General features: G+C 49.0%; 12 protein-coding genes. All 12 read left to right on the top strand.

Annotated features, from left to right (window positions below):
• Positions 1-9 precede the first annotated feature (9 nt).
• The 12 genes from fumC to J2Z28_RS09775 all read left to right on the top strand — a co-directional run bounded on the left by fumC (position 10) and on the right by J2Z28_RS09775 (position 17,224).
• A complete protein-coding gene (gene fumC, locus J2Z28_RS09830; protein WP_074095411.1) occupies positions 10-1,398 on the top strand; it encodes a class II fumarate hydratase in 1,389 nt (462 codons plus the stop codon).
• Positions 1,399-1,575: 177 nt separating this feature from the next.
• A complete protein-coding gene (locus tag J2Z28_RS09825) occupies positions 1,576-4,320 on the top strand; it encodes a CHASE3 domain-containing protein (RefSeq protein WP_244988207.1) in 2,745 nt (914 codons plus the stop codon).
• Between the two features lie 220 nt (positions 4,321-4,540).
• Positions 4,541-6,163 (top strand): PucR family transcriptional regulator, encoded by a 1,623-nt coding sequence (locus tag J2Z28_RS09820; protein WP_211082305.1) that lies wholly within the window; start codon positions 4,541-4,543, stop codon positions 6,161-6,163.
• Between the two features lie 239 nt (positions 6,164-6,402).
• A complete protein-coding gene (gene pucL / locus J2Z28_RS09815) occupies positions 6,403-7,908 on the top strand; it encodes a factor-independent urate hydroxylase (RefSeq protein WP_211082303.1) in 1,506 nt (501 codons plus the stop codon).
• A complete protein-coding gene (uraH, locus tag J2Z28_RS09810; RefSeq protein WP_211082301.1) occupies positions 7,908-8,285 on the top strand; it encodes a hydroxyisourate hydrolase in 378 nt (125 codons plus the stop codon). Before pucL ends, uraH begins: the two co-directional genes overlap by 1 nt.
• Before the next feature lie 43 nt (positions 8,286-8,328).
• Positions 8,329-9,732 carry an allantoinase AllB gene (gene allB, locus J2Z28_RS09805; protein WP_211082299.1) on the top strand — a complete coding sequence of 468 codons (1,404 nt, stop codon included), beginning with the start codon at positions 8,329-8,331 and terminating at the stop codon, positions 9,730-9,732.
• Entirely contained in the window at positions 9,729-11,033 is a 1,305-nt protein-coding gene (locus J2Z28_RS09800) for a Zn-dependent hydrolase (protein WP_211082286.1), read from the top strand. Before allB ends, J2Z28_RS09800 begins: the two co-directional genes overlap by 4 nt.
• A gap of 6 nt (positions 11,034-11,039) precedes the next feature.
• Positions 11,040-12,281 carry a pyridoxal-phosphate-dependent aminotransferase family protein gene (locus tag J2Z28_RS09795; protein ID WP_211082284.1) on the top strand — a complete coding sequence of 414 codons (1,242 nt, stop codon included), beginning with the start codon at positions 11,040-11,042 and terminating at the stop codon, positions 12,279-12,281.
• Positions 12,275-13,870: a gamma-glutamyltransferase gene (ggt, locus tag J2Z28_RS09790; protein WP_211082282.1), complete on the top strand. Its 1,596-nt coding sequence runs from the start codon at positions 12,275-12,277 to the stop codon at positions 13,868-13,870. Before J2Z28_RS09795 ends, ggt begins: the two co-directional genes overlap by 7 nt.
• 95 nt (positions 13,871-13,965) lie before the next feature.
• On the top strand, positions 13,966-15,288 hold the full coding sequence (locus J2Z28_RS09785; RefSeq protein ID WP_211082280.1) for a 5'-deoxyadenosine deaminase: 1,323 nt from the start codon (positions 13,966-13,968) through the stop codon (positions 15,286-15,288).
• Positions 15,289-15,330: 42 nt separating this feature from the next.
• Positions 15,331-16,611, top strand: coding sequence for an XdhC family protein (locus tag J2Z28_RS09780; protein WP_211082278.1), 1,281 nt, complete (start codon positions 15,331-15,333; stop codon positions 16,609-16,611).
• Positions 16,577-17,224: a nucleotidyltransferase family protein gene (locus J2Z28_RS09775; protein WP_211082276.1), complete on the top strand. Its 648-nt coding sequence runs from the start codon at positions 16,577-16,579 to the stop codon at positions 17,222-17,224. Before J2Z28_RS09780 ends, J2Z28_RS09775 begins: the two co-directional genes overlap by 35 nt.
• The last annotated feature ends 56 nt before the right edge of the window (positions 17,225-17,280 follow it).

Here is a 17,280-nt window from a genome sequence, read left to right as displayed (position 1 = left end):
GACAAGCAAGTGGAATACCGCATTGAGAGAGATACGTTAGGCGAAATGAAAGTACCAGCCGACAGGCTGTGGGGAGCTCAGACGCAGCGCAGCAAGGAGAACTTTCCGATTGGTAGTGAACATATGCCGATGGAAGTTATCCGTGCCCTTGCCATTTTGAAAAAAAGTGCTGCGGCCAGTAACCATAAATTAGGTAAATTATCTGCGGCTAAGTCCGATGCTATTGCTTATGCAGCAGACGAGATTATTGCAGGCCGGATTGATGACCATTTCCCACTGGTAGTATGGCAGACGGGAAGCGGAACACAATCCAATATGAACGTGAACGAAGTGATTGCGAATCTTGGGAACCAACTGCTGGAGCAAAAGGGCAAGGAAGAGCGTCTGCATCCAAATGATGACGTGAACATGTCCCAGAGCTCCAACGATACATTCCCAACGGCTCTGCATGTCGCAGGTGTTCTGGCTGTTGAGGATCAACTTTTGCCAGCAATCGCGGTATTGAAAGCCACTTTTGCAGACAAGTCGGAGGCATTCAAGGATATTATCAAGATTGGACGTACTCACCTCCAGGATGCAACACCAATTACGCTTGGTCAGGAGATCAGTGGTTGGGAAGCCATGCTGGGCAAGAGTGAGCGCATGATTCGTGAAAGTGTGCAGTACCTGAAGGAGCTTGCAATCGGCGGTACAGCTGTCGGAACGGGCATTAATGCACATCCGGACTTTGGGGACTTCACTGCCAAGGAGATTGGCAAGCATACGGGGAAAGATTTTGTATCTGCACCAAACAAATTCCATGCACTTACAAGTCATGATGAAGTTGTATATGCGCACGGTGCGGTTAAAGCGCTTGCAGCTGATTTGATGAAAATTGCCAATGATGTTCGCTGGTTGGCCAGTGGTCCTCGTAGTGGATTGGGCGAGATCCGTATTCCTGAGAATGAGCCAGGCAGTTCCATTATGCCGGGTAAAGTCAACCCAACTCAGAGCGAGGCCATTACTATGGTGGTTACGCAGGTCATGGGTAATGATGCAGCGATTGGTTTCGCGGCAAGTCAGGGTAATTTTGAACTGAATGTATTCAAACCGGTTATCATCTATAACTTCTTGCAATCCGTGCAACTCCTGGCGGACTCCATTATTGCGTTTAATGACAAGTGTGCCGTAGGCATTGAGCCTAACCTGGATCAGATTGAACATAATCTGAACAACTCGCTTATGCTGGTTACAGCGCTTAATCCGCATATTGGTTATGAGAATGCAGCCAAAATTGCGAAGCTTGCACATAAAGAAGGTTTGTCCTTGAAACAGGCGACGTTACAAACCGGCCTGCTTACCGAAGAGCAATTTGATCAATATGTCGATCCAGCCAAAATGATCGCTCCAAAGGCCTAAAATCAGCCAAAATGAGCAATATAGATCAATGAAGAGGACGACCTGCAGAAGCAGGTCGTTTTTCTCATGCTTACCGATGAACTTAAAGCTTGTCAGACTATACGTATACATATAAACTACATATGCACCGTTTTAATTTAATTGAATGGGATACGTATATATTTGGAGGTTTCCGCGTTGTCAAAAACGAGAAGATTTACGATACGCTCCAAAATTTTATTGGGCTATCTTGTGGTTGTGCTTTTGTTTGGTGCTGTTCTGCTAGTGCTTACGGCCCAAATTAATGTGTTACAGAAGGAAAATGATTTTATCTCCCATCATGATCTGGAAGTACATAATCTGACCAACGCGATTGAAAAAAATGTCTTGAACATGGAGACAGGACAGCGTGGGTTCATGATTACAGGCAATGAAAGTTACTTGGAGCCTTATTCCCAAGGCCTATCCCAATGGAGTTCCAACTATAATCAGTTGAATGCTCTCATTAGCGATAATCCTTCACAGCAGCAGAGTCTGCAAAGCATCAAAGCTCATATTACACGCTGGATTGAGATTGCTGGGGAGCCGTCGGTGGACTTGAAAAAGCAAGAGGATCAAGCGAAAGTAGTTGCATTCTTTCAATCTGATCCGGGTAAAACTGAAATTGATCTACTGCGCTCTCAACTTACAACCTTTCGCAACACAGAGATCGCTCTGACCGAGGCGAGGGTTACTGAACTTGCCAGACGCAGCTCCACACTGCTGACGATTATGTACACGCTGTGGGGTATTATTGCAGCATTATCCATTGCAGCCGCGATTGTGATATCAGGAAATATCGTCAAAACGTTGCGAGATGTTATGCAGACTATCAGTGATATCTCCAAAGGTGGAAACCTGAAGCAGCGAATTCAGGTGCGGACACATGATGAAGTGGGAGACCTGGGCCACGAAACCAACAAATTACTGGATGAAGTACAGGAACAGAATCGGGTCAAGGACCAGATTACAGGGATTGCCACACTCTTACAGAACCCGACCAATCTGGAGGGATTGTCCCGCTTGTTCCTGAACGAGCTAGCCGTGTTGTTTGAAGTTCCATATAGCGTCTTATATTACTGGAAAGACAATCGACTGCTGCGCGTGGCTGCATATGCTGGGGATGGAGAGAAAGAACGTTCGCTCGGTAAAGTGTCGCTTGCCCCGGGTGAGGGGCTTGTAGGTCAAAGTGCTGTGGAGAAGCGAGTTTTACGCATGAATGATCTGCCCCAGAACTATATCCGAATCTCTTCGGGTCTCGGGTATACATCTGCCACATCACTTACTGTCGTACCGGTCCTCTTCGAAGGTAGAACGATTGCGGTAATCGAGCTTGCTTCAATGAAGCCGTTGCAAGAGAATGATATGAAGCTGATGCAAGAACTGACGGATATTTTTGGTGTTTCACTACACTCGACCGTCACTCGAATGGAGTTACAGCAATTATATGATGAGTCACAAGTTCTGAATGAAGAATTACAGACACAATCAGAGAAACTTCAGGCTCAGACCGAAGAAATGCTGTCTCAGACGGAGGAACTGCAGATGCAGACCGAAGAGCTTCATATGCTGAACGATCGTCTGGAAGTACAGAAGAGTGCTGCAGAGACATCAGCCAATGAACTTTCGGTTGTGGCGGATCAGTTACGAACGAGCTCGGGGTACAAATCCGAATTCTTGGCGAACATGTCCCACGAACTGCGGACACCGCTCAACAGCATGTTGATTTTATCTGAGATATTGTCTGAAAATAAAAATCAACACTTGAATAGTGAAGAGCAGAACTATGCTTCAGTCATTCACAAATCAGGAAAAGACCTGCTGAATCTGATCAATGATATTCTGGATCTATCCAAGGTGGAAGCCGGACAGATGGAAGTGGATTTCGATGATGTCTATCTGGGCAGTGTTCCTGAAGTCATGAACCAGTATTTCCTGAAAACAGCCGAACAGAAAAAAATGGATTTCCGGATTCAGCTCCAAAGTCCTTTACCGGAAACGATCGTGACGGATGAGATGAGATTGCATCAGATTCTCCGAAACCTGCTCTCGAACGCATTCAAGTTCACCAGTGAGGGTGAAGTTGCCTTAACCATCTCCAAAATGAGTCTGGCTCATCCTGAATTGAAAGATCAAGAGACCGACGTGATTGCTTTCTCCGTCAGTGATACAGGGATCGGAATTGCGGATAACAAACTCGTTCAGATCTTCGATGCTTTCAAACAGGCGGATGGAGCTACAGCACGTAAATACGGGGGGACCGGACTTGGCCTGTCCATCTCTCAATCGCTTGCGAATTTGCTGGGTGGTTCAATCTCGGCTACAAGTCGTGAGGGGCAGGGCAGCGTGTTCACGCTATTCCTGCCACTGCGAAGAGATGAACCTGAGACTATGAATGCATCGCGGTTGTTCCTGAATGAGGTGGCTACCACTACACCTGAGATCAATAAGCTTCCTTCAATGACTTCCAGACAATCGGATGTTTTATTGACACCTCTGGAAGAAGCGTTGCTCAGCGGACGCCAAGTACTTGTCGTTGATGATGATATACGTAATGTATATGCCCTGGCTAACGCCCTTGAGAAATACGGTATGAATGTCATCTCAGCCCAGAACGGGTACGAGTGTCTGGAATTGTTGGAGCGTGGAGGAGTCAAACCTGATATCATCATGATGGATATTATGATGCCAGAACTGGATGGTTATGAGACGACTCGCCAGATCCGTGAACGACTTGGCATGACCCAGCTTCCGATTATTGCACTGACAGCCAAAGCCATGAAAGAGGATCGGGAGAAATGTATTGCAGCAGGTGCTTCGGACTATCTCAGCAAACCACTGAATATCAAAGATGTATTATCCCGTATGAAATTATGGATGAATCACGAAACCATGGAAATCTGATCTAAAAACCTATGCCGATTACAGGAAAGTGCGCTGTAATTAGGTCATAGGTTTTATTTTTTGTCGTGTAAGCTTTATTCCGGAATTTGATGTTATAATACTTAACAATAAACAAAATTAAATGGATGAATATAGATTTAATTAGAAGTATAATCCAGAATTAAGTGTGTTGAAACAAGAATAACACGATATTGTGTTATATATATGGGAGGTAGTGTCCATGCAACTTACGGTTAAAGAGGCTTTACAGGTATACCCTTTGTCAGAGGCCAAACTGGTTGCGGGTGGAGAAGGGACTTCACGGATGATGAAATCCGTTAACGTCATGGACGCTCCTGATATCGCGGATTGGATCAAATCCGGAGAAATGCTGTTCACCACCGCTTTTATTATGAAAGACAATGAAACAGATGCACTGCGTTTGATGCGGCGCTTGAATGAACGCGGCTGTGCAGGACTCGGCATCAAGCTGGGACGCTTCTGGCAGTCCATTCCCCAAGGCATTGTCGAGGAAGCCGATCGACTTCGTTTGCCGCTGCTTGAGCTTCCCTTTCAATTCACCTTCTCCGACCAGATGAATGCCTTATTCAAGGCTGAACATGAACGTAGTAACCGATTACTCAATGAGGTCGTGCAGAAGCAAAAGAAATTAATGCAGTTTGCACTGCAACAGCAGCCACACCGGAATGTGTTTGCCGAACTTGCCACGGTGCTGAACTATCCGATTGCCGTCATTGGTTCTCGTGGGCATGTGCTCTATGGCAGTGAAGGCATTGCAGGGGATGCGGTAACTCAAGGCTGGCCTTGGAAATCCGTCATGCATCGAGTGAAATGGAATCAAGGAAGCTGTCACCGCGTACCAATTAAGCAAAATGATGAAGAATACGGCTCGTTGCTTGTGTTTACCAATTCAGCCTTATCCCTTCGGGCAGAAGAAGAGCTGTTCCAGCAGGCTGCCGATGTACTGGCATTTTATATGGATATGACTTATCGCGAGCATATTAATCCGACTGTGCAAGATGAGATGCGTACGCTGCTTTCACAGTATCTGGATAACAAAATGACCATCCAGGAATTGACCACTTTGAGTGAAAACAAAGGTGTACATCTATTCCAGGGAACATATCAGTGCGTATTGATTACGCTTGAACCGACTCTGTTTTCCGAAGGAAAGCTACTTAAACAGATTCATCGCGAATTACAATACAATCCGCTAATGCAATTCACGGCCTCACAGCATTTTCAGATTGAGGATGGCATTCTGTCCATCTATACCTGTCCAACAGGGCGAGATTATGGAGAGGAGCTGTCAGGTTTTCTGTTGAACCGGTTCGGTGATGTTCTGGCTGCACAAGAAGCAAAAGGGGCACCGGCTCCGCGTTTCTGGATCAGCAAAATGAAACATGAACCCAAATCGCTCCGTGAAGCATACCAGGAGTGTCTGGATACACGACAACTGGCTCGTCGGTTCGGCATGAAAGACCGTGCGTTGCAATTTGAAATGCTCGAATTTGCCTATGTGTTCCAACACGTACCGGATAACATTATGGAGAACTACTGTAATAAAGTACTCGAACCACTGCTTGCCAGGGACGGTGATCCCAATCAGGTATTGATGAATACATTGGAGTCCTTTATCGAGAATGATGGACTGATCAATGAAGCTGCCAAGCAACTGTTTGTGCATCGCAACACGGTCACTTATCGTATGGAGAAAGTCGGTAGCTTGCTGCAAATGGACTTTAAGAAAACGAATGATCTGCTTAAATTAAAGCTGGTATTTACCTTCCGCAAGTTCGTGCGGGACAAAGCAGCTGCAAGACCGCACAATGTCCAACTCTAGACCGAACATTGTGTAACATGACAATGCTACCCGGTCAGACCCCCATGAACCGCATTCCCTTGATGGAGTGCGGTTTTTTCATGTTTAAGGGCAACAAAAGCTGATCTTCCCGTGCACAGCAAACAAATCACAACTCTGATGTTATGTTATATTACAAAATTGCGTAAATATTGTTGTCGCGATATTGAACGACACTTAGAATGAAGAACAATAATCCACAACAGACCGGAGGTTCTAACATGAGCGACTTAATTAAACTTGTTAACAACTGGTCTATCACACAGTTTGTGCATGCGTTTGGCGGCTTATTTGAGGAATCACCATGGGTGGCTGAGCGTGCCGGGCTTTTACGACCTTTTGATTCATTTGAACAGATGATGAAAATGATGAAAAACGTGGTTCAGGCATCGGATGACAAGATGAAGTTGCAGTTGCTTCGAAATCACCCGGATCTTGGAGCACGAATCAGCATGAGCAGCAACTCCGTTCAGGAGCAGGCCGGTGCAGGGCTTGATTCACTCTCACAGGAGCAATATAACGAACTTCAACAATTAAACAAAGCATATACAAGCCAATTTGGCTTTCCTTTCATATTGGCCGTAAAAGGCCATACCGCAAGCTCCATCCTCGAATCCATGAGGCAACGTCATCGCCGAGGCAGGGAAGAAGAATTCGAGACTGCATTGAAGGAAGTATTCAAGATTGCGGGCATTCGCTTGGAGCAGTGGCTTGCACAGATCGGTCATGAACATGAGTTCGTGAGCAAGCCAGCCGCATTGCAGCAGCGGACCATGTATTACGGCAAAGGGGATGTGTGGATGTACCGTTCCTACGCCAAGCCATTGACGGGTATACAGTCCATTCCGGAATCTCCTTTTATGGGACGCAGCAATATTCTGTTTGGATTGAACATTAAGGTCGCTGTGCAGGGCGATGAATTCTTGCCTTCTTTTGCAGAAGGGGATAATTCGCTGGTGGTCGCAACCGATTCGATGAAAAATTTTATTCTCAAACATGCAGCGGATTACACAGGGGCGACGGTGGAAGGATTTCTTGCGCTGGTAAGTCGGCGTTTCCTGGAGACGTATCCGCAGATGAGCAAGGTTCAGATGACAGCGGACCAGATTCCTTTTGAAGATATACCCATTGAATTGGAAGGAAGTTATCGACCGAGTGCGCTCGTATTTCGTTATTCGCAGAATGATCGTGCGACAGCTGCGGTGGAAGCGGAACGAACAGGAGACTCGATTGAACTAAGCAACCATTTCAGTGGTGTAGCCGATCTGAGACTGATCAAGGTCAAAGGCAGTGAATTTGCCGGATTTATGCAGGATGAATATACCACTCTTCCAGAGACATGGGATCGACCGTTATTTATTTTCCTGAACATCAATTGGCGTTATGAAGATTCGAGGGATGGCATCGACGATCAGCGTGGACGGTATGTAGCGGCGGAACAGGTCAGAGATTTGGCTGCTGCGGTATTTCATGAGTGTCGATCCGCTTCCATTCAACATCTGATCTACCAGATTGGACGAAGGTTGTTAAGCCGATTCGAGCAACTGAGTGAGGTTTCATTTGAATCCAACAATCGGACATGGGAGACAGTGCTGGAGGAAGTGAAAGAGGGAGAAGGCAAAGTATTTACCGAGCCGAGACCACCATATGGATTCCAGGGTTTCTCGATGACAAGGGATGATCTGGGAACAGACGGCCGTGACTCCGTGAAAGAAGGTGACGTCTGATGTCGATATCTGGTGGACGAATTACAACACATGTGCTGGATACATCCAAAGGCGTGCCTGCTGCGGGTGTTCGGATCGAGCTGTATACCCTGAAGAGGGATGGAGAGCAGGAAAACAAGACAAAAGTTGCGGAGTCGGTGACGAATGCGGATGGGCGTTTGGATATGCCGCTGCTGGATGGCGGCAAGCTGGAGCAAGCGATATATGAGCTTCAATTCCATGTCGAGAGTTATTACGCACAGCGTTCGTTGGAGAAGCTGGGACAGGCGCTATGGACGATTGTTCCGATTCGTTTTGCTGTATCTGATGCCTTAAGCCATTACCATATTCCATTATTGATTGCTCCAGGAGGTTACAGTACATACCGGGGAAGCTGAATATGCACACATCCGGTTCTGATTCAGGGGGAGGGTCATCCACATGACAACATTTGATACCATCATCCGGGGGGCCCGGGTGGTGCTGAAAGATCGGGTAGAGCAACTGGATATTGGCATTACTGGTGAAAAAATAACAGACATATCCACACGGCTGGCCGCTGGCGAAGCGACTAGGATTATAGAAGCTGAAGGCCTTACGGCGATGCCGGGTGTCGTGGACATTCATGTACACTTCAATGAACCCGGACTCGCCAGTTGGGAGGGATTCCGATCGGGTTCGGCAGCCCTTGCCGCAGGGGGAATCACGACCTATGTCGATATGCCACTTAACGGCGTACCGCCAACCACAAGACCGGAAGCATGGGAAATGAAAATGAAAGCAGCGGCAGACCAATCCTATGTCGATTATGCCTTCTGGGGAGGCTTGGTTCCCGGCAATCGTGAGGAACTTGCTCCACTGTCACGGCTGGGTGCAGCCGGATTCAAGGCATTTATGTCCGAGCCGGGTGGAGAAGGGGAAGACATCTTTGCCAGAGCCGATGACCATACGCTGCTGGACGGGATGAATGAAATTGCAACTTTAAACCGTGTGCTTGCACTTCATGCAGAGGACGAAGGCATCGTTGCCGAACTCGGTGCGAAAAGTATCGCTGAGGGAAAGACTGAACCGATGGATTATATCCGGTCCCGTCCTGTTGAAGCCGAAGTCGTTGCGGTTGCCCGGGCGTTGAAATATGGTGAACAGACCGGATGTGCGCTGCATTTTGTGCATATTAGTACCCGGGAAGCACTGGACTTGATTGCAGCGGCAAAACGGCGTGGGCAGAATGTCACTTCGGAGACATGCCCTCATTATCTGACGCTGACCGATCAGGATGTGGTCCGATTGGGTGCTGTAGCGAAATGCGCTCCACCGCTTCGCAGCTCATCTGAACAGGAGCAGTTATGGGATGCACTGACGTCAGGATTAATTGATGTTATTGCCTCAGACCATTCGCCATGTCCTCCATCCATGAAACAATCTGATAACTTCTTTGAAATCTGGGGCGGCATATCCGGGGCACAAAGCACACTGCTAATTATGCTGGAGGATGGACATCTTCAGCGTGATATCGAACTTCCGTTGCTCGGAAGAGTGCTCTCCCTGCAACCTGCCAGAAGGCTTGGTCTGGAGAACAAAGGAGAGATTGCAATTGGCAAAGATGCAGATCTGGTTCTGATTGACTGGGAGAAGAGCACAACCCTGAATACGGAGGATCTGCTCTATACGCATAAACAGAGCCCTTATGTGGGACGTACATTTAACTGTCAGATTGCAGACGTATTTTGCCGTGGGCAGCGCGTCTACAACTCGGAATCAGGGTTATCTCCCAAACCAATCGGGCAACACATTGCGGCTTACTCTTTTAGTCCCATCGAAGCGGGAACGGAGGAAACGCCATGACGGAGTCTGGAGTATACCGGTCATCCGGTACAAACGCACCTCTTCCTTTGCCAAATGTAGAACAGGTGGAGCTGCAAGCCATGCTTGACTGGCTATCGACATATGGTGCAGACGCACAGGGCGGCGTCACACGACTGTTGTATGACGCGGCTTGGTGTGAAGCACAAGTTGCCCTTGCTGCCAAAATGCAGGAGAAAGGGCTGTCTCCCGAGTTCGACCAGTCCGGTAATCTGTATGGCACACTCAAGGGCGAGGGTGAGGAATCAGCGACTGGTGCTGAAGAATTACCGGTAGTGACCGGATCACATATTGATTCTGTCGTGTATGGTGGCAAATATGATGGTGCTTACGGTGTGGTGGCGGGTGTCCTTGCTTTGGAGTATTTGCAGAAGCATTTTGGAGCACCGAAGCGCACACTTCAAGTGGTATCGTTATGCGAAGAAGAGGGAAGTCGCTTTCCTTTTGCGTATTGGGGTTCACGCAGTATAACAGGAATAACGTCTCTGGAAGATGTAGAGCATTTGAAGGATCAAGACAGTGTTACTTTTGCACAAGCGATAAGCCATGCGGGCTTTGGACCGGATAGTGCATATAGACCGGCCGCGAAAAATTATGGTGCCTTTATTGAACTTCATATTGAGCAAGGTCAGGTTCTGGAACGTCTTGGACATTCGATTGGAGTTGTATCCGACATTGTAGGTCAGAAGCGGTTCAGTATCACCGTGAGCGGTGAAGCGAATCACGCGGGGACGACGCCGATGTCCTGGCGCAAGGATGCACTTGCCGGAGCAGCCGAGATGATTGCTGCGGTAAGAGGTATCGCATTGGATGCAGGCGAACCGCTCGTAGCCACGGTTGGGCGAATCACAGCCGATCCGGGTGTTGGGAACGTGGTTGCAGCCAGGGCGGTGTTTTCACTGGATATCCGCCATATCCGGCAGGAGAGTATTGATCGCTGCTGGCAGGATACGCTTCACGCTTTTAGTCGAATCGCAGCCGAGCAGCAGCTCGGACTGGACTGGGAAGAACATCTGTCGGTGACGCCCATTCCTATGAATGCAGAGATGATCTCAGACATACAAGATACTTGTCAGCAGGAGCAGTTGTCCTATTGGCTAATGCCAAGCGGCGCGGGACATGATTCGCAGATTTTTCAGCCGGCTTGTCCGACAGCCATGATCTTTGTGCCGAGTCAGGACGGTATCAGTCATAATCCGCTTGAATATACAGCTGAAGCAGACCTGATGCACGGTTTTCGGGTTCTGGTCCGGCTACTCTATAAATACGGTTACGGGAGTTGAATGCAGATGTCCAACTATAAAGAGTTATCTCCGTCCTTGCGGACCATTATGACCCCGGGACCGGTTGAAGTTGATCCACGTGTACTCAGAGCATTATCCTTTCCGATCCTGGGTCAGTTTGACCCGGAGTTCACATCTTTGATGAATGAGACGATGGCGATGCTGCGTGAGCTATATATGACAGATAACGAGTGGTGTTATCCAGTCGATGGTACATCCCGTTCAGGCATTGAAGCTGTGTTAGTTAGTCTGATCCAGCCCGGTGACAAAGTTCTTGTCCCCATCTACGGACGATTCGGACATCTGCTGGTTGAAATCTCGGAACGCTGTGGTGCAGAGGTTGTCTTTTTTGAAACGGAATGGGGAACGGTATTTGATCCGGAAGAGGTGATCAAGGCGATCCATGCCCATAAACCGAGTCTGGTCGCGATGGTTCACGGTGAGACTTCCACCGGTCAGATGCAGCCTCTTGCTGAGATTGGCAAAGCCTGTCGCGACCTTGATATCTTACTCGCCGTGGATGCTGTAGCAACCATTGGTGGGACTCCGGTGGAGACGGATGCGTGGCATCTGGATGCGGTTATGGGTGGAACGCAGAAATGCCTGTCCGTTCCTTCAGGGATGGCACCTCTCACGTACAACAGTCGTGTGGAAAAGAAACTGATGAGCCGCAAAACAGTTGAACGCGGACTGCGAGATGCAACCAGTGCGAGGGCAGAAGGCCGCACGATTGCCAGTAATTATTTTGACCTGAGCCAATTGCAGGATTACTGGAGTTCAGCACGGTTGAACCACCATACGGAGGCCACCTCCATGCTCTACGGTCTTCACGAAGGCTTACGCATTCTGCTGCAAGAAGGATTGGAGGCCAGGTTCCAGAGACATCTGGTAAATGAACGTGCGTTGGTCGCTGGAATTCAGGGAATGGGACTACAGTTGTATGGGGATATGTCCAGTAAACTTCCGGTGGTCACTTGTATCACGATTCCGGAGGGGATTGATGGTGAGTCGGTGCGCAGCATGTTGCTGAACGATTTCAGCATTGAGATTGCCAGTTCATTTGGACCGTTGAAAGGACAAATCTGGCGGATCGGTACAATGGGATTCAGCTGCCAACGCAAGAACGTACTTCATGTGCTGGGAGCGCTGGAAGCTGTTCTTCTCCGTCATCGTCACGTATTACCAGCCGGTGAAGCAGTGCAGGCCGCATTGGATGTGTATGCAGGGAAGGAGGGCGCCTTATGTTAAATCAGATGCCAATCTCCAGGGAGGTCATGGTCACTTCTCCTCATTATCTGGCAAGTGCAGTGGGAAGCTCCATCCTCCAGCAAGGCGGGAATGCTTATGACGCCGCTGTTGCGGTCAGTGCAGCACTGGGTGTGGTATATCCGCATATGACCGGACTTGGCGGAGACGCCTTCTTCCTGATTCATGATGGAGCCAGTGGTGAGATTACCGCCTATAACGGAAGTGGGCGCTCAGCCGCAGGCATTCATGCGGATACGTTCAAAGCGATGGGCATGAATGCCATCCCTCAGCGCGGAGTGCTTAGTGCCATTACGGTTCCGGGAATGGTGGATGCCTGGTGGGAAGTATGGTCTCGGTACGGAAAGTTAACGTGGGAGCAGTTGCTTGAACCTGCCGCGCAGTATGCGGAAAAAGGATGCCCTGTATCCCGGAATCTCCGCCTGTGGATGGAAAGGGATGAAGATTTTATTATGGGGCATACACCGCTGCGAGCGGTATTTGCGCCTTTGGGTACACTTTTGCAGGAAGGTGAGCTACTGATCCAGCCTGATCTTGCTACCTCCATTCGTCTGATTCAGACGGGTGGAAGAGACTCTTTTTATACAGGAGAGCTTGCGGATCGTCTGACTTCGGCTATTCGTGAGGATGGGGGCATGCTTGCACCAGCGGACTTTGCAGGGCATCGGGGCGAGTGGGTGAAACCGGTCAGTACGGATTATCGTGGCTATGAAGTTCATCAGATGCCGCCCAACTCGCAGGGTTTCTCGATGCTGATGATGTTAAATATGCTGGAGCATACGGATCTGTCCTCTGTAGCACGTACCTCACCTGAATTCTATCATCTGATGGCGGAAGTGGTGAAAAAGGCGTTTCGGGATCGTGACCGTTATCTGACTGACCCGGATTTCAGGGATATTCCGCTGGATCATCTGTTATCCAAGGGTTATGGAGACCAACTGTGGAATGAGATTCAGTCTGCTCCACCTGTGGCACAGCCGTTTCTGTCCAAAACGATAGGTCAGGACACGGCGTATGCAGCGATTGTTGATAGCGAAGGCAATGCCGTTTCATTCATCCAAAGCCTGTATTTTGACTTCGGTGCAGCCTATGTCCCAGGGGATACAGGGGTCATTATGCAGAACCGGGGATCGTTTTTCTCCTTAGATCCGAGAGATGCCAACGTACTGGAACCGAACAAACGCTCATTCCATACCCTCATGCCGGGCCTTGTTACACGAGATGGCAAACCTTATATGCTCGTGGGTACACAGGGGGGAGAAGGGCAGCCGCAGACACAATTATCTGTGCTTACCGGAGTGCTTGATTATGGGCTGAACATTCAGGAAGCAATCAGCCTGCCGCGTTGGGTGTATGGGCGTACCTGGGGCGAAGAAGGCGATACGATGCGTGTGGAGAACCGATATCACGATGACGTATGTGCAACGCTTGCCCAATGGGGACATAACGTTGAAGCGAGAGCGCCGTGGGACGGCATTATGGGACAGTCGCAAGGCATTGTCATTCGTGAGGACGGCATGATTAGTGGCGCAGCAGACCCTAGAGGCGATGGTATGGCTATTGGGTGGTAACAGACAGCGATCGGAAGGTTAGTCTGTCATTAGAGTGAAAGTGTAAATAAGTATGAGTTGTACTATATAGACAGACACAGATAGGGGAGATTGGCATGGGAACGATCCTGCTGAAAGGTGCACAGCTTGTGACGATGAATGCAGAAGAGGAAGTGTTCATCGGAGATCTGTTGATCGAGGATAACAAAATCAAGGAGATTGCAGCTCACATCGACGTTCAGACTGACCAGGTCATTGATGCTCGTGGCAAAGTGCTTTTGCCAGGCTTCATCCAGACGCATATTCATCTGTGTCAGACCTTGTTCCGTGGACGTGCGGATGATCTGGAACTGATGGATTGGCTCCGTCAACGTATCTGGCCGCTGGAAGCAGCACATGATGAGGAGTCCGTCTATTATTCTGCAATGCTTGGATTGGGCGAATTGATCTCCAGCGGAACCACGACCATTCTGGATATGGAGACGGTACATCACACGGACTCGGCGTTTCAGGCGATGGCACAGAGCGGCATCCGGGTCATTTCCGGCAAGGTTATGATGGATCATGGGGACGAGGTTCCGGAACCCCTGCGTGAGGATACAGCAACTTCGCTGCAACAGAGTGTGGATCTGCTGGAGAAATGGAACGGGTTTGGCGGAGGTCGCATTCAATATGCTTTCTGCCCACGCTTCGTTGTATCGTGTACCGAAGAATTGCTGGTAGAGGTGCGCGACTTGTCTAATAAATATCATGTCAAAGTCCACACCCATGCCTCCGAGAATCGCGGAGAGATTGAACTGGTAGAACACGAACGCGGAATGCGTAACATTGTATACCTCGATCATATCGGTCTCGCGACCCCAAGACTGGTGCTTGCTCATTGTGTATGGCTGAGTGAGGAAGAGAAAGAAATCATCCGCAAGCGCGGTGTCAAAGTCACTCACTGTCCTGGATCAAATATGAAACTTTCCTCCGGGGTAGCGGATATTCCGGATCTGCTGAATCGACAGATCGCGGTTGGGATTGGGGCAGATGGTGCCGCGTGCAACAACAATCTGGATATGTTTCAGGAGATGCGCCTCACAGCGCTGATGCAGAAAATTCCTCATGGTCCAACAGTGATGGATGCCCGGACCGTATTGCGCATGGCTACCATGGGCGGAGCAGAGGTGCTTGGCTTGTCGAAGGAAATCGGAAGTCTCGAAGTGGGCAAAAAGGCAGATATGCTGCTGCTGGATCTGGATGATTTCCACACGTACCCTTCCTATGAGACGGATGTCTATTCCCGCGTAGTGTATTCTGCAACACGAAGTTGTGTGGACACCGTTATTATCGACGGCAGCATTGTACTCAAGAATCGTAAGATTCAGACGATTGATCGTGGCATTGTGCTGCGTGAGTCGGATAAGAGTATTGCAAGATTGATGAAACGTATCTGATCGAAGGAAGTTTATGCAATTCCAGAAAGGATGGAGACCGCTATGGAAATGCATGATCTGTGTGCAATTGCAGCCCGTGAAACGCGCTGCGTGCTCGCAACAGCGATTAAGGTAGAGGGTCATGCTTACCGTAAGCAGGGAGTCGCTATGCTGTTGACTGAGGATGGCAAAATGGTTGGCAGTATCAGTCCGGGATGTCTGGAGAGTGATCTTCAGGCCCGGGTGAGCCGTGTGCTGGATACAAACCAGATGGAATTTGCGGAGTACGACATGCGTCCCGAGGATGATCTGTCCTGGGGTGAGACGATTGGCTGCGGCGGACTCGTTGTTGTGTTGCTTGAACCTGTGTGTGGTGAACTCCGACATACGTTGCAGAAGATGCATGAGTGTTTGCAATCCGGGGCTACAACAGCGTTAACGCGAACGTTCCTAGATGATTATACGAGGGTAGAATATGACTGGAAACGGATTGAACCAACGGGTACCCGGCACCAGCCAGTATTGCTTCCTTCGCTCCTCCCCCCTCATGATGTTGTGGCGAACAATAATATAGCTTCATTGCGGGTTGATGTACAACACAGCAGTGGGGATATCAAGCATGAACATACGGGATCGACACAACATTCTCCCGATATACCTCGCCTTACGCTTGTGCCTGAAGTGGTACCTGCTACGTCAAACAGATCTCACTCTTCCCATCTATCCGCTAATTCACAACATATCTCTGATGCTGATGCTGAAATAGCGACAAACAACACGGGTTCAACGAATCCCTGGGACCTCCCGCAGCAACTTACTTCGCTGTACACACCTAAACCACGCCTGATTATCATCGGAGCCGGGAATGATGTTATTCCTGTTGCCAGACTCGCCCAATCCGCAGGATTCCGTGTTGTGGTGGCCGATTGGCGAGAGTCCTTATGCACCTTGGAACGGTTCCCTGGAACCGAACTTGTACTGGGTTTCCCATGTGAGATCATGCCTCTGTTAAACGTAAACAAAGGGGATTATTTAATTTTGATGAGTCACAATTTCCCCCGCGAACGTGAACTGTTGGAGATGGTAGTGGACTGTGAGTACGCGTATCTTGGCATCATGGGTTCCAAAACACGAACAGCCCGTCTGCTGGATGGCTTACCACCGTTGAAATATGTGCATTCTCCCGTTGGTTTGAGCATCGGAGCAGACGGTCCCGAACAGATCGCCATCAGCATTGCAGCGGAATTGATCGCATGTAAACAAAAGGTCTCTTCCTTGAGTTCCGAGGTGCAGAAGGGGAGCGTTGCACATGCGAATGACGGGCATAGTTCTGGCAGCAGGTAAGAGTCGTCGCCTTGGTCGAGATAAACTCTCGGTTGTCATGCCAGACGGGAGATCCCTGGCTGGCTGGTCACTGGAAGCTGCGCTGAATTCGGAGCTGGATCAAGTGATCTGTGTGGTCAAACCGGAAGATTCGTTGGCATGGCTGCCTGTAAAATGGTTTGATTCTGCCGCGTATGCCTATCATCCCACAGCAAGACTTCGAATTGTGGTCTGTGCTGACTATGCCTGCGGTATGGCCAATTCTCTTCATTCTGGCGTATTGTCGGCCATGGAGTACAAACCGGAAGGCATTCTCATGTTACTGGGCGATCAGCCTTTATTACAAGCACAGGATATAAATCGGGTGACCACAGCACTGGCTACCCACAAGCTGAGTGACTATGTCGCAGCTACCGACGGTGAGGGAGGCAAGCCGCCCGTTGCTTTTCGCTCCCATATGTTCGGACCTCTCTTGTCTTTGCATGGAGATGAGGGGGCGCGCAAGATTATGCGCAGCGCTAACTATTCAGGTGTACATGTACCACTGTCTGAGACTAGTTTCTGGGATGCGGATACAGAACCGGAATTGGAACGTATTCTGAAACATGTATACGAGTCGGATCAGACAGACTAAATAACAGGAGAAGATTATTAACTATGTATAATTTAATTACATGATCAGGTCAGCCA

Origin of the sequence: Paenibacillus xylanexedens, assembly GCF_017874615.1 — a bacterium.
Lineage (GTDB): Bacteria > Bacillota > Bacilli > Paenibacillales > Paenibacillaceae > Paenibacillus > Paenibacillus xylanexedens.
Note: the sequence above shows the minus strand (reverse complement) of the source record. Positions and strands in the feature narration are given on the sequence as shown.